The organism is Streptomyces flavalbus, assembly GCF_042674625.1.
Taxonomy (GTDB): Bacteria; Actinomycetota; Actinomycetes; order Streptomycetales; family Streptomycetaceae; genus Streptomyces; species Streptomyces flavalbus.
In genome coordinates this window covers 7019197-7037231 of record NZ_JBHTEB010000001.1, presented here as the reverse complement: position 1 = coordinate 7037231, position 18035 = coordinate 7019197, and the positions used below count along the sequence as shown (strand labels likewise).

At 72.4% G+C, this 18035-nt stretch carries 12 protein-coding genes and 1 pseudogene; 7 read left to right on the top strand and 6 right to left on the bottom strand.

Annotated features, from left to right (window positions below):
• Positions 1 to 32: 32 nt before the first annotated feature.
• Genes ACFQZ6_RS31395 through ACFQZ6_RS31380 form a run of 4 tightly spaced genes read right to left on the bottom strand, consistent with a single transcriptional unit; the run spans position 33 to position 4628 of the window.
• Positions 33 to 1247 carry an acetyl-CoA C-acetyltransferase gene (locus ACFQZ6_RS31395; RefSeq protein ID WP_381615951.1) on the bottom strand — a complete coding sequence of 405 codons (1215 nt, stop codon included), beginning with the start codon at positions 1245 to 1247 and terminating at the stop codon, positions 33 to 35.
• A gap of 56 nt (positions 1248 to 1303) precedes the next feature.
• On the bottom strand, positions 1304 to 2452 hold the full coding sequence (locus tag ACFQZ6_RS31390) for an acyl-CoA dehydrogenase family protein (RefSeq protein WP_381615948.1): 1149 nt from the start codon (positions 2450 to 2452) through the stop codon (positions 1304 to 1306).
• Positions 2449 to 3474, bottom strand: coding sequence for an LLM class F420-dependent oxidoreductase (locus ACFQZ6_RS31385; protein ID WP_381615945.1), 1026 nt, complete (start codon positions 3472 to 3474; stop codon positions 2449 to 2451). Before ACFQZ6_RS31385 ends, ACFQZ6_RS31390 begins: the two co-directional genes overlap by 4 nt.
• Entirely contained in the window at positions 3474 to 4628 is a 1155-nt protein-coding gene (locus ACFQZ6_RS31380; RefSeq protein WP_381615942.1) for a CaiB/BaiF CoA transferase family protein, read from the bottom strand. The genes ACFQZ6_RS31385 and ACFQZ6_RS31380 overlap by 1 nt, the downstream gene beginning before the upstream one ends.
• A gap of 261 nt (positions 4629 to 4889) precedes the next feature.
• On the opposite strand from ACFQZ6_RS31380, the gene ACFQZ6_RS31375 reads away from it, so the two are divergent.
• From ACFQZ6_RS31375 to ACFQZ6_RS31360, 4 genes are all read left to right on the top strand, one after another.
• A complete protein-coding gene (locus tag ACFQZ6_RS31375) occupies positions 4890 to 5600 on the top strand; it encodes a TetR/AcrR family transcriptional regulator (RefSeq protein ID WP_381615939.1) in 711 nt (236 codons plus the stop codon).
• Between the two features lie 46 nt (positions 5601 to 5646).
• On the top strand, positions 5647 to 6129 hold the full coding sequence (locus ACFQZ6_RS31370) for a DUF4334 domain-containing protein (RefSeq protein WP_381615936.1): 483 nt from the start codon (positions 5647 to 5649) through the stop codon (positions 6127 to 6129).
• A complete protein-coding gene (locus tag ACFQZ6_RS31365) occupies positions 6126 to 7217 on the top strand; it encodes an NAD(P)-dependent alcohol dehydrogenase (protein WP_381615933.1) in 1092 nt (363 codons plus the stop codon). The genes ACFQZ6_RS31370 and ACFQZ6_RS31365 overlap by 4 nt, the downstream gene beginning before the upstream one ends.
• Before the next feature lie 82 nt (positions 7218 to 7299).
• Positions 7300 to 8496: a TetR/AcrR family transcriptional regulator gene (locus tag ACFQZ6_RS31360; protein WP_381615931.1), complete on the top strand. Its 1197-nt coding sequence runs from the start codon at positions 7300 to 7302 to the stop codon at positions 8494 to 8496.
• Positions 8497 to 8514: 18 nt separating this feature from the next.
• On the opposite strand, the gene ACFQZ6_RS31355 is transcribed toward ACFQZ6_RS31360, so the two are convergent.
• Positions 8515 to 9711: an oxygenase MpaB family protein gene (locus ACFQZ6_RS31355; protein ID WP_381615928.1), complete on the bottom strand. Its 1197-nt coding sequence runs from the start codon at positions 9709 to 9711 to the stop codon at positions 8515 to 8517.
• A 229-nt stretch (positions 9712 to 9940) separates the two neighbouring features.
• Between ACFQZ6_RS31355 and ACFQZ6_RS31350 the strand changes: the two genes are divergently transcribed.
• The 3 genes and pseudogenes from ACFQZ6_RS31350 (at position 9941) to ACFQZ6_RS31340 (ending at position 15607) form a co-directional block, all read left to right on the top strand.
• Positions 9941 to 10504 carry a dihydrofolate reductase family protein gene (locus ACFQZ6_RS31350; protein ID WP_381615925.1) on the top strand — a complete coding sequence of 188 codons (564 nt, stop codon included), beginning with the start codon at positions 9941 to 9943 and terminating at the stop codon, positions 10502 to 10504.
• A 21-nt stretch (positions 10505 to 10525) separates the two neighbouring features.
• The gene (locus ACFQZ6_RS31345; RefSeq protein ID WP_381615922.1) at positions 10526 to 12013 is read left to right on the top strand and encodes an MFS transporter; all 1488 of its coding nucleotides are present in this window, start codon (positions 10526 to 10528) and stop codon (positions 12011 to 12013) included.
• A gap of 358 nt (positions 12014 to 12371) precedes the next feature.
• Positions 12372 to 15607 (top strand): annotated as a pseudogene (locus ACFQZ6_RS31340) (LamG-like jellyroll fold domain-containing protein).
• A 58-nt stretch (positions 15608 to 15665) separates the two neighbouring features.
• Here ACFQZ6_RS31340 and ACFQZ6_RS31335 read toward each other — a convergent pair.
• Positions 15666 to 18017: an AbfB domain-containing protein gene (locus tag ACFQZ6_RS31335; RefSeq protein ID WP_381615919.1), complete on the bottom strand. Its 2352-nt coding sequence runs from the start codon at positions 18015 to 18017 to the stop codon at positions 15666 to 15668.
• Between the last annotated feature and the right edge of the window lie 18 nt (positions 18018 to 18035).

Below are 18035 nucleotides of genomic sequence, written 5' to 3'. Positions count from 1 at the left end.
CTGGTCTTCCGTCGGTCTTCCGTCGGGAGGGGTCAGACGCGTTCGACGACCGTGGCGATGCCCATGCCGCCGCCCACGCACAGGGTGGCCAGCCCGTACCGGAGGTCGCGGCGCTCCAGTTCGTCGACGAGGGTGCCGAGGATCATCGCGCCGGTCGCGCCGAGGGGGTGGCCCATCGCGATCGCGCCGCCGTTGACGTTGACCTTGTCCAACGGCAGGCCCATGTCCTTCACGAAGCGCAGGACGACCGCCGCGAACGCCTCGTTGATCTCGACCAGGTCGATGTCGTCGATGGTCAGGCCCGCCTTGGCGAGCGCCTTGCGGGTGGCGGGCGCGGGGCCGGTGAGCATGATGGTGGGGTCCGCTCCGGAGACGGCGGCGGAGACGATCCGGGCGCGCGGGGTGAGGCCGTGGCGCTCGCCGGTCTCCTTCGTGCCGATGGCGACCAGCGCCGCGCCGTCGACGATGCCGGAGGAGTTGCCCGCGTGGTGGACGTGGTCGATCTTCTCCACCCAGTGGTACTTCTGGAGCGCGACCGCGTCGAAGCCGCCGAGGTCGCCGATGTCCGCGAACGACGGCTTCAGCTTGGCGAGGGAGTCGGCGGTGGTGCCGGGGCGCAGGTGCTCGTCGTGGTCGAGGACGACCAGGCCGTTGCGGTCCCTGACCGGCACGACGGAGCGCTCGAAGCGGCCCTCCTTCCACGCCGTGGCCGCCCGCTCCTGGGACAGCGCCGCGTACTCGTCCACGTCCCGGCGCGAGAAGCCCTCGATGGTGGCGATCAGGTCGGCGCCGATGCCCTGCGGGACGAAGTTCGTGGCGTGGCTGGTGGCGGGGTCGAGGGCCCAGGCGCCGCCGTCGCTGCCCATCGGGACGCGGGACATGGACTCCACGCCGCCCGCGAGGACGAGGTCCTCCCAGCCGGAACGGACCTTCATGGCGGCCAGGTTGACGGCTTCGAGGCCCGAGGCACAGAAGCGGTTCTCCTGCACGCCCGCCACCGTGTCCGGCAGTCCGGCGGCGATGGCGGCGATCCGCGCGATGTCGGAGCCCTGGTCGCCCACCGGGCCGACGACGCCGAGCACGATGTCGTCGATCGCCGCCGGGTCGAGGCCAGGGAAGCGGCGGAGGGTCTCGTGGATGAGGCCGACGACCAGGTCGATCGGCTTGGTGCCGTGCAGGGCGCCGCTCGCCTTGCCGCGTCCGCGCGGGGTGCGGATCGCGTCGTACACGTACGCTTCGGTGCTCACCTTGGGGTGCCTTCCAGGTCGGGTCTGCGGGAGGACAGCGGTATGTCAGCCGGGGTTCAGCGCAGCAGTGAGCGGCCGATGATCTCCTTCATGATCTCGGTGGTGCCGCCGTAGATGGTCTGGACCCGGCCGTCGAGGAACGCGCGGGCGACCCGGTACTCGCTCATGTAGCCGTAGCCGCCGTGGAGTTGCAGACAGCGGTCCGCGACGCGCTTCTGGAGTTCGGTGGCCCACCACTTGGCCATGGAGGCGTGCACCGGGTCGAGCTGGCCGCGGCTGTGCTCGGTGACGCAGCGGTCCACGAAGGTACGCGTGACGGCGGTCTCGGTGGCCATCTCCGCGATCTCGAAGCGGACGTGCTGGAGCCGCGCCAGCGGTCGGCCGAACGCCTCGCGCTCCTTCACGTGGCCGGTGGTGACGTCCAGGATCTCCTCGGCCGCGGCGGCGGCGCCGACCCCGATGGCCAGCCGTTCCTGGGCGAGGTTGCCCATGAGGTAGGTGAACGCCTGGTTCTCCTCGCCCAGCAGGTTCTCCTTGGGCACGCGCACGTCGTGGAAGAACAGCTCGGCGGTGTCCTGGGCCTTCTGGCCGATCTTGTCGAGGTTGCGGCCCCGCTCGAAGCCCGCGGCGCCGCGCTCGACGACCAGCAGGCTCTGCCCGCCGCTGCCGCCCTCGGGGGTGGTGCGGGCGACGACGATCACCAGGTCCGCGAGGACGCCGTTGGAGATGAACGTCTTGGAGCCGTTGAGCAGGTAGTGGTCGCCCTCGTCGGTGGCGGTGGTGCGGATGCCCTGGAGGTCGGAGCCCGCGCCGGGTTCCGTCATGGCGATGGCGGTGACCAGGTCGCCGGAGGTGAACCCGGGCAGCCAGCGCCGCTTCTGCTCCTCGGTGGCGAGGCGGGTCAGGTAGGGGCCGACGATGTCGTTGTGCAGACTCAGGGCGAGTCCGGAGGCGCCCGCGCGGGCGAACTCCTCGATGAGGACGGCGCTGTAGCGGAAGTCGTCGGTGCCCCCGCCGCCGTACTCCTCGTCGACGGCCATGCCCAGCAGGCCCTGGCGGCCCGCGGAGCGCCACACCTCGCGGTCGACGACGCCGTCCTTCTCCCACCGGTCGTGGTGCGGGAGCACCTCCTTGGCGAGGAAGGTCCGCACGGTCTCGCGGAACGCCTCGTGCTCGGGGCCGTACAGCTCTCGGGGCAGGGTCACAGCCAGCTCCTCACGCGTTCGGTCAGCCGGGCGGGCTCGGGTCCTACGGGGGTGATGTTGAGCATGGTCACGCCCGCCTCGCGGAACACCTCGACGCGGTCGCGGACGTAGCCCTCGGGGCCCGCCAGGCAGAGCTGTTCGAGGAGTTCGGCGGGTACGGCGGCCTCCGCGTCCTTCTTGCGGCCCGCGAGGTAGTGCTCCTGGATGGCGGCGGCCTCGGCCTCGTAGCCGTAGGAGCGGACCAGGTCGTGGTAGAAGTTCCGGCCGGGCGCGCCCATGCCGCCGACGTACAGGGCGACGGTGGGCCGCATCAGGTCGCGGGCGGCCTCGGCGCCGTCGCCGATGGCGAGCGGTCCCCCGGCGACGACGGACAGCGGGCCGAGCGCCGGGTCGCGCCGTGCGGTGCCCTCGGCGAGGGCGTCGCCCCAGACCTTGGCGGAGTGCTCGGGGACGTACAGGAACGGCAGCCAGCCGTCCGCGAGTTCGGCGGTCATGCGGACGTTGGCGGGGCCGAGCGCGGCGACGTACACCGGGATGGTGTCGCGGACGGGGTGGTTCAGCAGCTTCAGCGGTTTGCCGAGGGTGCCACCCTTGTCCGGGGGCAGCGGCAGGTCGGTGATGCCGTGGTGTTCGATGACCTCGCGGCGCCAGATCCGCCGGGACAGCTCGATCACCTCGCGGGTGCGGCCCAGCGGGCGGTCGTAGCGGCGGCCGTGCCAGCCCTCGACGACCTGCGGGCCGGAGGCGCCGACGCCGAGCAGGGCGCGGCCCCCGGTGAGCGCGTCGAGTCCGGCGGCGGTCTGGGCGATGAGGGCGGGGGTGCGGGAGTAGACGTTGAGGATGGCGGAGCCGATCCGCATCCGCTCGGTCTTCGCGGCGAGGTATCCCATGACCGTCGGGGAGTCGAAGCCGTACGCCTCCGCCACCCAGACGGCGTCGAGCCCCGCGGACTCCAGGGCGGCGGCCTGGTCCGCGGCGGCGCGTGGGTCGGCCGCGTAGGTCAGGGGTGAGGACAGTTCCATCAGCGGGGGTCCTTCAGCAGTTCGGGTACGTCCCAGTCGCGGGCCACGTCGGGGGTGTGGGCGCCGGGGACGGCGGGCGGGCGCCGGAGGGTGCCGGGGGTGTCGGAGAAGCGGGGGGCGGGAGCGGGCTGGGTGACGCCGTACGCCTCGGTGTAGGTGCCGCGCTCGGTCAGGTGGCCGTGGGCGGATGCCTCGCGCAGGGAGAGGACGGGCGCGACGCACGCGTCCGTGCCCTCGAAGCGGGCCGTCCACTCGGCGCGGGTGGCGGTCTTGAACCGGGCGGTGAACAGGGCGCGCAGCTCGGGCCAGTCGCGCGGGTCGGCGCGGTCGGGCAGGTGCGCGGCGTCCAGGCCGAGCAGGTCGACGAACTCGGCGTAGAACCGCGGTTCCAGGGCGCCGACCGCCATCCAGCCGCCGTCGGCGGTCTCGTAGACGGCGTAGTAGGGGCAGCCGCCGTCGAGCAGGTTGTGGCCGCGGGCGTCCCGCCAGGTGCCCTCGGCGAGCATTCCCCAGAACATGGCGGTGAGGTGCGCGGTGCCGTCCACGATGGCGGCGTCCACGACCTGGCCGCGGCCGGTGGCGCGGGCGGTGAGCAGTGCCGCGAGGACGCCGGTGGTGAGGTAGAGGGAGCCGCCCGCGTAGTCACCGAGGAGGTTGACGGGGAAGACGGGGCGGCCGTCCGCGGTGCCGATCATGGAGAGGGCGCCGGTGGTGGCGATGTAGCCGATGTCGTGCCCGGCGGCGGTCGCGAGGGGTCCGTACTGGCCCCAGCCGGTCATCCGGCCGTACACCAGGGCCGGGTTGGCGGCCATGCAGTGCTCGGGGCCGACGCCGAGGCGTTCCGCGACGCCGGGCCGGTAGCCCTCCAGGAGGATGTCGGCGCGGGCCGCCAACGCGCGGACGGCGTCCGGTCCTTCGGGTGTCTTGAGGTCGACGAGGACGGAGCGCTTGTTGCGGTTGGTGACGTCGCGGGCGGGGTCGCCGCCGAGCGGTGGGCGGCCGGGGCGGTCGACGCGCACCACGTCGGCGCCCAGGTCGGCGAGGAGCATCGCGGCGAACGGTCCGGGACCGATCCCCGCCAGCTCGATCACTCGCACGCCGTCCAGCGGTCCCGCCACGGCGTGGCCGGAACGGTCGGTGGAGTTCTGGCTCATGGGTTCCCTTCTCGGTGAGGGACGGGCGCAGGCGCCGCCAACCGGAGAATTACTGAGCGTTCGCTAAAACGTAGGAGTGCGGTGCCGGTCGGTCAACTCCCCGTGCTGGACTTGTTTTTGTCAGCGATAACCGGGAAAGTTACTGAGAGTCGGTCACCGGATGCCGGGCCTGACTGATCGATCGCTCAGTATCCGGAAGGGGGCGGGCCGGACGCACCGCCGTACGATGTCGCCGATCGCCGCCCGTCCCGAGGAGAGTCCTTGAACACCGCGCCGAGCCAGGACACCACCCCACCGGCGGAGCACTGGCGCTCCTACGAGCCGCTCGAACTGCACGCCATCCTGATGGGCGCCATGGAAGCCTTCAACGAGCACGGCTACCACGGCACCTCGGTCAGGGACATCGCCGGTCGGGTCGGCGTCACGGTGCCCGCGCTGTACTACCACTACGAGAACAAGCAGGCGCTGCTCGCCACGCTCCTTGAGACGTCCATCAAGGACGTCCTGGACCGCTGCCGGGCCGCGGCGGCGGAGGCCGGGGACGATCCGCTGGCCCGGTTCTGCGGCATGGTCGAGTCGATCGTGCTGTACATGGCGCACCGGCAGCAACTGGCCTTCCTGGACACGGAGATACGCAGCCTGGAGCCCCAGAACCGGGCGCGTTACGTGGCCCTGCGCGACTACCTGGAGCACATGCTGCTCGACACGGTCGAGGCGGGCCGCGCCCAGGGCGTGTTCACCACGCCGATCCCCGCCGACGCGGTGCGCTCGGTGCTGGTGATGTGCCAGGGGGTCGCCAACTGGTTCCGGGAGGACGGCCCGCTCACCGCCGAGGAGGTCGCCGAACGCCATGTGCTGCTGGGCCTGAGCACCGTCGGCCACCCCGGCGCGGTCACCGGCGAACTGGCACTGCCGCTGGCACGGCACGCCGCCCTCCGGGGTCCGGTCCCCCGCACCCCGGCTTCACCCTGACGCCGTTCCCCTCCCGGGGACGGCTCCCACGAGAGGACACCCCCGCATGGACGTGTTCGAGGCCCGCGCCCGCTTCGAGGAGCTGCGGGAGCGGGACGGTCTGGTCGATCCCGCCGAACTGGACGAGATCTGGGCGGCGCTGGCGACCGTCCGCGCCGAGGAGATACTCGGCGAGTGGAAGGGCGGCGAGTTCCAGACCGGCCATCCCCTCAACGGCGAGCTGGCCAAGTCGGACTGGTACGGCAAGACGTTCGTCTCCGTGCACGACGCCAAGCCGCTGATGTGCCGCGGGGCGGGCGGGGAGCTGTACTCCAACGTGGAGCTGGGCAAGGGCGAGGCGAGCCTGTGGAACGTGGAGTTCCGCGGGGAGACGACCGCCACGATGGCCTACGACGGCCGACCCGTCTTCGACCACTTCAAGCAGGTGGACGACACGACCCTGATGGGGATCATGAACGGCAAGGGCATCCCGGCCGAGGGGCCCTTCTACTACTTCTACCTCGAACGCGTTCCCGGAGAGGCCGCGTGAGACGCGTCCGTGCCGCGGTCGTCGAGGCGCCGGGCGCCCCGTTCACCGTACGGGACGCGGACCTTGAGGACCCGCGGCCCCGTGAGGTGCTGGTGCGGCTGGCCGCGGTCGGCGTCTGCCACACCGACCTGGGGATGCGGGAGACCTGGCCCCGGCATCTCACCCCGATGGTCTTCGGCCACGAGGGCGCCGGGCGCGTCGAGGCGGTCGGGGCGGAGGTGACCGGCCTCGCGCCGGGGGACCACGTCTGCCTCACCTTCGCCAGTTGCGGCGGCTGCGACCAGTGCGCGGCGGACCACCCGGCCTACTGCCGTGCGGCGCGGGCGCTGAACCTCTCCGGTGGCCGCGCCGACGGCAGCAGCCCGCTCTCGCTCGACGGCACTGCGCTGCACGCCGGTTTCTTCGGCCAGTCCAGCTTCGCGACGTACGCCGTGGTCGACGCGCGCGGGGTGGTCAAGGTGCCCGGCGACCTGCCTGCCGAGGTCGTGGCGCCGCTGGGCTGCGGGGTGCAGACCGGCGCGGGCACGGTGCTCAACCGGCTGCGTCCGCAGCCCGGCAGCTCGCTGGTCGTGCTGGGCGCGGGCGGGGTCGGGCTGAGCGCGCTGCTTGCGGCGGTGGCCGTGGGCTGCGACCCGGTGGTGGCCGTCGACCCGGTCGCCTCCCGCCGCGCCCTGGCCGTGGAACTCGGCGCCAAGGCGGCCCTGGCCCCCGGCGACGGGCTGGTCGCGGCGGTGCGGGACCTGACCGGCGGCGGGGCGCACCACGTCGTGGAGACCACCGGCCGTCCGGAGGTGGCCCGGCAGGCCGTCGGCGCGCTGCGCCCGCGCGGCGCGCTGGCCCTCCTCGGGCTCGGCGGTGAGGTCACGTTCGACGTGATGGGGCTGCTCGCCAAGGGCGTCCGGGTGCACGGGGTGATCGAGGGGGACTCCGACCCGGGCCGTTTCGTCCCGGAGCTGGTCGGGCTGCACCGGCGCGGGCTGCTGCCGGTGGAGCGGCTGGTCACCACGTTCCCGTTCGAGGAGATCGGCGCGGCGGTGGCCGCGATGGCGGACGGCGGCGTGGTGAAGCCGGTCCTCACCTTCGGCTGACCGGCAACCGCGGTACCGGGGCCGGTGTCCCGGGGTCTGATCACGGGGCCCGGCCCCTGACGGCCTGTGATTGACTGACCGCATGGCCTCCGCCTCCCCGTCCGCCCGCTCGACCGCGACCGGTGATCCGACCGCGGCCACCCGGCCTCGCGACCGCAGGCAGCACATCGTGGACGCGGCCGGTCGGGTCTTCAGCGAGCGCGGGTACCACAAGGCGTCCATGGAGGAGGTGGCCGCCGGGGTGGGGATCACAGCGGCGGCGCTGTACCGGCACTTCCCCAACAAGTACGCGCTGTTCGCCGAGTGCGCGCAGGTCATGGTGGACCGGCTGGTCGCCGCGCTCGACGAGGTGCCGCCCGGGGCGCCGCTGCCGGACGTGCTCACCCCGGTCACCCGGGTCACCCTCGCCCACCGGGCGTCGGGGGGCGTGTACCGGTGGGAGGCGCGGTACCTGAACGGGGCGGACCGCCGCCGACTGGGGACGCGGTTCGCCCGTCTCGTGGGACGGGTCGACGAGGCGGTGCAGCGGGAACGGCCCCTGCCCGACCGGCGGTTGCGGGCCGTCGCGGCGCTCGGCGCGATCGGGTCCATCACCATGCATCGCACCTCCATCGCCCAGCGCCGGGCGGAGGACCTGCTGCTGGCGTCCGCGCTGCGGGTGGCCGCGACCGACCCGGCGGCGGGCCGTGCGGGCGCGCACTCCGTCGAGCTGCCCGCCCGGCCGGTGCCGCGCACCCGGCGCGCGGAGATCCTCGCGGCGGCCATCCCGCTGTTCGCCCGCGACGGGTTCGCCAACGTCACCAACGGGCAGATCGCGGAGGCGGTGGGCGTGACGCCGTCCGCGCTGTACCGCCACTACCCCGGCAAGATCGACATCCTGGCGGCGGCCTGCCTGCAGGCGGCGGGGCTGCTGGCGCAGGGCGTGGAGCAGAGCCTGCGCGAGGTGGCCGACCCGCACGAGGCCGTGGTCGCGCTGGCGGCGACGTACGTGGCGTACAGCTTCGAGTACACCGAGCTGAACAGCGTCGCCGAGGCCGAGCTGGCGGGGCTGCCGACCGGGCTGCGGCGGCCGGTGGTCCTGGCGCAACGGGAGCACATCGCGGTCTGGGAGCAGCAGTTGCGGCTGGCCCGCCCGGAGCTGGACCCACGGCAGGCCCGGGTGCTGGTGCACGCCGGGTTCGGGGTGGTGGTCGAGGCGGGCCGCACCCTGCGGTGGCGGGACCGCCCCGACCACCGCGAGGCCGTGACGGCCCTGCTGGTGGCCGCGCTGGGCCTGTGAGACGACGGCTTGACGACCCTAGGCCGCCCTGTTGCCGGTGGGAATGGTGATGGGGGTGGTGGTGCCGGAGGAGCCCTTGTTGAGGAACAGCATGGCCAGGGCCCGGACGAACTGGTCGAACATGTAGAAGGTGCCGGGCATGACGGGCGACAGGCCCTCGCGGAAGAGGATGAACGCGGGCCACGCCGTGCGCACCAGGGCCGCCGCCGCGTAGTCGCGCTTGAGGCCCAGCCAGTCGCCGACCTCGTTGCTGAGGACGTAGCGCACGAACTCGTTGAGGAAGCCGCGGGTGACGCCGAGGTCGACCTGCGCGGTCAGGCCGAGGAGGTCCTCGGCCAGGGCGATGCCCTCGGTGGACGGCGTGAGGATCGGGGTCAGCACCCGCGCCGACTGCGCCTCGGCCTCCGCCCAGGTCTTCGGGATGTGCTCGTACGGCACCCCGAGCAGGTGGATCGCGACCTGCCAGGAGTGCAGGAACGCCTCCTGGTCGGCGGCCGGGTACGGGATCTTCCAGTCGAGCAGCTTGCGGTGGACGTAGGTGCCCAGGCTGTGGAAGGTGACGAGGATGTCGGCGGCGCTGATCGGGACGGACTCGTCGGCGACCGCCCGCCAGTGCGGTGACCGCGGCAGCAGGTGGCGCACGGTGGCGTGCACGACGCGGGTCTTGTTGGCGGTGACGACGAACTGCCCCGTCGGCTTGAAGGCGCCCAGCTCGGACAGGTCGTAGCCGAAGGTGAACGTCTTGGCCGCGCGGTCCTGCATGTCGGCGCCGCCCGCGGACCAGTAGACGCTCTTGGCCTCGCGGGGGATGACGGTGCTCATGATGCCGCTGCCGAGGCCGTACAGCATGAACAGGTAGGTGTCCCGGCGCCGGTTGAAGTCGGCGGCGCGGTCCAGTTTGGCCTGGTCGGCCCAGGAGGGCAGCCGGTTCACCTGCTGGAGGTACGCGGTGAAGTCGGCGGGCAGGCCGGTGGGCAGCGGGTCGTTGTTGTTCACCCACGACGCCCATGCCTTGTTGATCGCCGGGACGTGCCCGCCCTCCAGCATCCTGACCATCAGCGGATCCGCCAGGTCGTCCCAGATCCACTCCGGGCCGGTCCCGGCGGCGGCCGTGGCCGCCGAGCCCGTCGACGCCCACGCCCGCGGGGTCGCCACGCCCACGAGGCCGAGTGCCACGCCGAGCGAAAGAGCCTTGCGCCTACTGAGGTTCTCCATTGACTTACCTGCTTCCCTGGTGGGGCAGAGGGTCTCAAATGCCGCCATGAGCATGGCTGTTGCTCCATCGGCGCGCACTGAGCCGCGTCGCACGGATGTGATTTCCGATTAACATAGCGAGGGCCGTGGGCGTCGGCAATGGTGGTGACGGAGGCTCGTCGCGGCCAACTTCAATACGGGGTGCGGCGAACAGGCCGTACTGTCGGACCGTTGCCGAGGAGGAGGTCTGATGCGCAGCGTGACCTATTCGATGAACGTCTCACTCGACGGCTACATCGTCGGGCCGGACGGGAGCTTCGACTGGTCGGAGCCCGACCAGGACGTGTTCCGCCACTGGATCGAGGAGATCCGCGGGGTCGACGTCCATCTGCTGGGGCGGCGGCTGTACGAGACGATGCTGTTCTGGGAGACCGCCGCCGAGGACCCCGCCCTCGACGACGACCAGCGGGAGTGGACCGCGCTCTGGAACCCGCTGCCGAAGGTGGTGTTCTCCAGGACGCTGTCCAGCGTGCGGCAGAACGCCCGGCTGGCCACCGGTGGCCTGGCGGAGGAGATCGAGCGGCTGCGGAAGGAGCCGGGGCAGGGCGAGATCGCGATCGGCGGCGCGACCCTCGCCCACCAGGCGGCCGAGCTGGACCTGATCGACGAGTACCGGGTCATGGTCTACCCGGTGCTGGTCGGCGGCGGTACGCCCTACTTCCCGCGGCACGAGCGGCGGGTGGACCTCGACCTGGTGGAGACCCGCACCTTCAACTCGAAGATCGTCCACCTCCGTTACCGTGTGAGGCGCTGACCGATCTCGAGGAGCGCGCCCGTGTCCACCACCCCCGCGGAGCCCAGTGGCGGACGGGCCTCCTGGGCCCTGCTGCTCGTCCTGTGCGGCACGATCTTCCTTGAGGGCAGCGACGTCGCCATGCTGGCCGTCGCCCTCCCCACCATCCGCGCCGACCTGGGTCTGGGCACCGGCACCGCGGCCTGGGTGATGAGCGGCTACGTCCTCGGGTACGCCGGTTTCACGCTGCTCGGCGGGCGCGCGGCCGACCTGCTGGGCAGGCGGCGGATGTTCCTCGGCTGGCTCGGCGTCTTCCTGGTCTTCTCCATGCTGGGCGGCTTCGCGACGAACGGCTGGATGCTGGTCGTGGCGCGGTTCGTCACCGGGGTGGCGGCGGCGTTCATGACGCCCGCCGCGATCTCGATCATCACCACGTCGTACCCGGAGGGGCCGCGGCGCGAGCAGGCCCTGCTGGTGTTCGCCGGGGTCGGCGCGGGCGGCTTCTCCACGGGACTCGTCCTGGGCGGGGCGCTGACCGAACTCGGCTGGCGGTGGGTGTTCTTCGCCCCGGTGGTCCTGGCGGGCGCCATACTGCTCGCCGCGTTCCGGCTGGTCCCGGCCACGGCACGCCCCGCGCCCGCCCGGCACGGCTACGACCTCCTGGGCGCGGCCACCGTCGCCGCCGCGATGCTGCTGGTCGCCTACGGCATCGTCCGCCTCGAACACGGCGGTGAGGGGCTCGGGCTGACCGTCGGCGTGCTCGTCACCGGTCTCGCGCTGGTGGCGGTGTTCGTCGCGGTCGAACGGCGCGCCACGGCACCGCTGGTGCGGCTGGGGATCTTCCGCAGGGCGGCGCTGGTCCGGGCCAACGTGGGGGCGCTGCTCTTCCTGGGCGCGTTCTTCGGCTTCCAGTTCATCGTCACGCTCTACCTCCAGGAACTGCGCGGCTGGTCGTCCCTCCAGACGGCGGTCGCGCTGGTCGTCATGGGCTGCGACGCCGTGCTGGCGCCCACCGTGACGCCGCGCCTGGTCAGGCGCTACGGCAACGCCCGGGTGATCCTCGGCGGCTTCCTGCTGGCGGTCGTGGCGTACGGACTGTTCCTGCCGGTCGGCCTGGACTGGCCGTACGTGGCGATGTTCCCGAGCCTGCTCATCGCGGGCGCCGCCTTCGCCTGCGCCTACGGCCCCCTCTCCATCACGGCGACCGACAGCGTGGCCGAGGAGGAGCAGGGGCTCGCTGGGGGGCTGCTCTACACGTTCACCCAGTTCGGCTCGGCGGTCGGGATCTCCGCGGCCACGGCTGTGTACGGGGTCGCCGCCGCCGGTGGCGACGGCTCACCGGGCGCGGTGCTGGACGCCTACCGCACGGCGCTGGTCGTGCCCGTGGTCATGGTGGCGCTGGGCGCCGTGGTCTCCGCCTTCGGCCTACCCGGCCGCCCCACGAACCGCCCGACGCGGCGCGCGCAGGGTGAGGGCGGTGACTCCACCGAGGGCGCCGGTCGCGGCGAGACGCAGCGCGCGGTGCCGTAGCGGCGGGGCCGGACGGGGGGTGGGGCCGGTGGTGTGGTCGCGGGCGTTCCCCACCCCCTCGGCGAGGCGCAGGGGCCGGCGGCCGGTGTGCGCGTCCTTGGTCTGGGTCCGGCAGGAGAAGCCGTCCGTTGGTCAAGCGCGCGTCAACTCACTTGTGCGCGAGGTCTGGACAGTCCCCTGAGGGCGTGTTGTCATTCCGCTGGCCCGGTTTTCCAACGTTGGAAGGACGCGGGGGAAGGCCGCGCTGGACGTCCACGCCCGCTGCGCGAGGAAGGGTTCCATGACAAGGACGACAAGACGCCGATCAGGTGCGAGACGGCCCGGACGACCACTGCGCTCACGGGGCGCGGTCTGGGCCCTGCTGACCGCCGCGGCCCTGGTACTGCCCACCACCGCCCTCACGCCCGCCGCGTCCGCCGCCGGGACGACGACCGCCGCTGGCGGCGCGTCCGTGCGCGCGGCCGCCGAACAGGCCCCGGTCCAGGTGCACGGCCTGAAGGGCGAGTACTTCCGGATGTCGGCGCCCGGCGCCCGGGACTTCGCCGTGCTCGGCGGCACCGTGCTCGACCCGCAGATCAACTTCTCCGGACTGACCGGCACCTTCCAGGAGCTGACCGGGCAGACCGAGCACACCACCGCCCGCTGGACCGGCCAGCTCACGGCACCGGAGACCGGCGACTACACCTTCTACGCCATCGGGGACAACGGCTTCCGGCTGTTCGTCGACGGCGAGCCGGTCATCGACCACTGGGAGCCCGACTGGGACCGGGAGCAGACCAGCGCGCCCGTCCACCTGACCGCCGGTGAGCGGCACGAGTTCCGGCTGGAGATGTTCCAGGACCTCGGCGGCGCGAACATGTACCTGCGCTGGTCGACCCCGACGCTGCCCAAGCAGATCGTGCCGATGTCGGCGTTCACCCCGCCCGCCGGTTTCGAGGTCTATCCGGTGGAACCGGTCGTCACCGAGGACGGACGGCGGCTGCGCGCCCGCTTCGACGGCCCCGTCGGCGACGTCCAGGCGGCCCGGGAGCACCTGGAGGTCGAGGCCGACACCACCGAGATGCCCGTCGAGTCGGCCACCGTCGACCCCGCCGCCCCCGACACCCTGCTGGTGAACCTGGCCGAGCCGGTCCAGCGGGGCCAGCAGGTCAGGTTCGGCTACGACGGCGAGGCCGGTCTCACCGTCGGCGGCGAGACCGTGCCGAAGCTCGTCCGCTGGGCGCGGAACACCTCCAGCCACCGTCTCACCACCGAGTGGGGCGACAAGGTCGACCCGAAGCACCCGCTCCCGGAGTACCCGCGCCCGCAGCAGGTGCGCGAGCGGTGGAGGAACCTCAACGGCCCCTGGCAGTTCAGCGGCGCCGACGCCGGTGAGCAGCCGGTGTTCGGCAAGGACCTGGACGAGAAGATCATCGTGCCGTTCCCGGTCGAGTCCCAGCTGTCGGGACTGGAACGCCACGAGGACCACATGTTCTACCGCAGGCTCGTCGACGTACCCAGGGACTGGGAGGTCGGCAAGGGCAACCGGCTGAAGCTCCACTTCGGCGCCGTCGACTACCAGACGACGGTCTGGGTCAACGGGCGGCGGGTGGCCGAGCACACCGGCGGCTACGACGCCTTCAGCGCCGACATCACCGACGCCCTCAAGCGGAGCGGCCCGCAGGAGATCGTCGTCGCGGTCACCGACACCGGCGGCGCCGACCAGCCGATGGGCAAGCAGTCCCGGAACCCGGGCGGCATCTTCTACACCCAGTCGTCGGGCATCTGGCAGACGGTGTGGATGGAACCGGTCGCCGACGTGTCGATTGACAACGTAGTCACCACCCCGGACATCGACTCCGGCACCCTCGCGGTCACCGTCGAGTCCGAGAACGCCTCCGCGCGCGCCCGCGTCGAGGCCGTCGCCCGCGACGCCCGCGGCCGGGTCGTCGGCCGGGTCAGCGGACCCGCGGGCCGCGAGCTGCGGCTGCCCGTGGCCCGGCAGCACCTGTGGACGCCGGACGACCCCTACCTGTACGACCTCGACGTCCGCCTCACCGACGGCAAGTCGGCCGACCAGGTGGGCAGCTACTTCGGGATGCGGGAGATCGGCGTCGAGGAGGTCGGCGGCTACCAGAAGCTCGTCCTCAACGGGAAGCCCATCTTCTCCCTCGCCACGCTCGACCAGGGCTTCTGGCCGGACGGGCTCTACACCGCGCCCAGCGACGCGGCCCTCGCCTTCGACCTCAAGGCGCACAAGGAACTCGGCTTCAACGCCGTGCGCAAGCACATCAAGGTCGAGCCCGCGCGGTGGTTCTACCACGCGGACCGGCTCGGGCTGCTGGTCTGGCAGGACTTCGTCTCCGGCGACTACCGCACCGACACCGGCCGCGAGGGCTTCGTCGACCAGGGCATGGAGGTCGTACGGGAGCACCACAACGCGCCGTCCGTCATCGGCTGGATCGTCTTCAACGAGGGCTGGGGCGAGTGGGACCGCACGGTCACCGGCCAGATCACGGAGGCGGTGCGGGCGGCAGACCCGTCGCGCGTCGTCAACGCCCACAGCGGGGTCAACTGCTGCAACTCCAAGGGCGACTCCGGCAAGGGCGACATCATCGACCACCACGACTACAACAACACCGACCCGCCCTTCCCCGACGCCACCCGGGCCGCCATGGACGGTGAGCACGGCGGCTTCACCCTGCGCACCCCGGGCCACATGTGGCCGGGCGCCCCGACCGTGATCTACAGCGGCGTCAACACCAAGGAGCAGCTGACCCGCCGGTACGTGGAGAACACCGAGCGGTACTACCTCGACCAGGCCGGGGCCGAGCTGTCCGGGTCGGTCTACACCCAGATCACCGACCTGGAGAACGAGCTCAACGGCCTGTGGACCTACGACCGCAGGGAGATCAAGGTCGACCCGGCCCCGGTGCGGGAGATCAACCTCAAGGTCATCGCGGCCGGTGCCGCCGCGGGCGACCGGGAGCCGCTGACCGGCGGCGGCCACTGGACCCTCGACGAGGGCACCGGCGCCACCGCCGCGGACGACGGCCCCAACGACAGTCCCCTGACCCTGTCCGAGGGCACCACGTGGACGGACGGCGTCAGCGGCAGCGCGCTGAGGTTCGACGGGCGGGGGCAGTACGCCGCGACCGACGGGCCGGTGCTCGACACCACCGGCAGCTACTCGGTGGCCGCCTGGGTGCGCCTCGACGGGCTCCCCGGCAACTACGCCACCGCCGTCAGCCAGGACGGGCGCCGCCAGGCCAGCCCGTTCTACCTCCAGTACGGGCAGGGCGCCTTCGCCTTCAGCCTGCCCGGCGGGCAGCGGCCCGGCTGGTGACCACCCCGGAGCTGGGCCGCTGGTACCACCTCGTCGGCGTCCGGGACGGGGCGAGCGGCCAGATCAGGCTGTACGTCGACGGGAAGCTCGCGGCGACCAACGCCAGCGGCCCGAACTACGTCAGCACCGGCCCGCTGGCCGTGGGCCGCGCCCAGTGGGACGGCGACGACACCGACTTCTGGAACGGCGCCGTGGACGAGGTGCACGCCTACGACAAGGCGCTCACCGCCGAGGAGGTGAGCGCCCTGCACGCCGGGGAGAAGCCGTAGCCGCTCCCGGTGACCCGCGGCGGGCGGCGCTCAGGCGCCGCCCGCCGTCGCCGTCAGCTCACGGCGCCCACGGCGCCTCCACCGCCCAGGTGGTGTCCTCGGTGAACAGGGCGGGGTTGTCCCAGGTGTGGTTGCCGCCCGGAGTGGCCAGCCACACCTCGGCGTTGTAGTGGCGCAGGTACTGCTCGGGGTAGTTGTACGCGGACAGCCGCACGCCTCCGCCCGCGCCACGGACGGGGCAGAAGGTGGCGTCGGCGCGGAACAGGTCGCCGCTGCCGCCCTCCTTGTAGACGCGGTAGGCGCGGTGGCGCAGGTACTCGCCGGGGTAGTTCCGCGACTCGAAGGAGTAGCAGGAGCTTTCGGCGAGTCCGGGAACGATCCGCCAGGTGGCGTCGTTCTTCAGCAGCGCGGGGCTGCCGCTGGTGACGACCTCCGTGAAGGCCGCCCCGTCCTGGTGCCGCAGATAGCGGTCGGTGTGGCCGGGGGTGGTCACGCGCAGGGACCGGTACTGCCCGGTGGGCAGGGTGAGCGGGGCCTGCGGGGAGCGGGAGGCGTCGATGAGGGCCCGGTTCGCGGCGCGTACGCGCGCCTCGTCGACCTTGACCACCTGGCGGTCGTAGGTGAGCAGGCCGTTGGCCTCGTTCTCGACGTCGGTGATCTCCGTGTAGACGGCGGCGGACAGGCCCCTGGGCATCCGCACCTCGCGGATGCCGTCGAGGAGGCCCACGAAACGGTTGTTCAGGTGGGCGAGGGTGGGCTGGTCCTCGTAGCTGAAGCCGCCGCCCGGGTACCACTCGTGGCCGGGCACCTTGTAGCCGAGGCCGCCGTACTCGCCGAGGACGGCGGCGCGGGTGGCGCTGGGCACGGTGGTGCCGGGGCCGACGTAGACGTGGTGGTCGAGGACGTCGCCGTTGCCGCCGTCGACGGCGCCGCAGCAGTTGACGCCGCTCATGTTGTTGACGAGGCGCGAGGGGTCGTACGCCTTCACCTCACTGGCGATGCGGGCCTGGTCGTACTGGCCCCAGCCCTCGTTCTGGTTGACCCACATGACCAGCGACGGTGAGCTGCGGTGCTGGTCGATGATCCGGTCGTACTCGGCCTCCCACTGGACGCGGGCCGCCGCGTCGGGGGTGCGCAGGTCCATCGACGGCATGTCCTGCCAGACCAGCAGGCCGAGCCGGTCGGCCCAGTAGAACCAGCGCTGCGGCTCGACCTTGATGTGCTTGCGGACCATGTTGAATCCGAGGTCCTTGTGCTTCTGGAGGTCGTGGCGCAGGGCGGCGTCGGTGGGCGCGGTGTAGATGCCGTCCGGCCAGTAGCCCTGGTCGAGGGTGCCGGTCTGGAAGACGAACTGCCCGTTGAGGACGGGGCGCAGGACGCCGTCCACGCGGGCTACGGCGATGGAGCGCATCCCGGTGTAGCTGCCGACGGAGTCGACCGTCGCGGTGCCGGAGAGCAGGTCGGCGCGGACGTCGTAGAGGAACGGGTCGTCGGGGGTCCAGCGGTGCGCGTTGGGCACGGGCACGGTGAACTCGGTGCCGACCGGGCCGGTGGCGGTGCCCACGGTGGTGCCGCCGCTGGAGACGGTGACGCGGGCCTGCTGGCCGCTGGTGCCGCCGCCGCGGACGGTGACCCGCAGCCGGTTGTTCGCGAGGTCGGGCACGAGGTCGAGCCGTGCGATGTGCGCGGCGTTCACGGGTTCCAGCCACACCGTCTGCCAGATCCCGGACGCGGCGGTGTAGAAGATGCCGCCGCCGGGGTGCGGGGTGACGTCGTTGACGCGCTGCTTCCCCACGGCCTGACCGCCGGTCTGGGTGGGGTCCCAGACGGAGACGACGATCGTGTTGGTGCCGCCGTTCAGCAGGTCGGTGATGTCGTGGGAGAAGGCGTCGTAGCCGCCGGAGTGGACGGCCCCGGCCTGGCGGCCGTTGACCCAGACCGTCGTACGCCAGTCGCTGGCGCCGAAGTTGAGCTGGACGCGGCGGCCGTTCCACTGCGACGGCACGGTGAAGGTGCGCTTGTACCAGAGCTTGTCGTTCTGGGTGATCCGGCGCTGGATGCCGGAGAGCGCGGACTCGGCGGGGAAGGGGACGCGGATCTGCTCGCCGAACGTGGCGGGCTGACCGGCGTCCGCGGAGGTGACGGCGAAGTCCCAGACGCCGTTGAGGTTGGCCCAGTCGGGGCGGGTGAGCTGCGGGCGCGGGTATTCGGGCAGGGGGTTGTCGACGGGGACCTGGTTGGTCCACGGGGTGGTCATGGGCGCGGGCTTGGGCGTCCACGCCTGGGGCGCGGCGCTCGCGGGGACGCCGGACGCGGCGACGGCCGTACCGGCGAGGAGCGCCAGTACGGCCAGTGCGCGGGCGGGGGGTCTGAGGGCCCGTAAGGGCCGCCGGGCGGGTGAGCTACGCATCGTGCCTCCTTGCGGGGT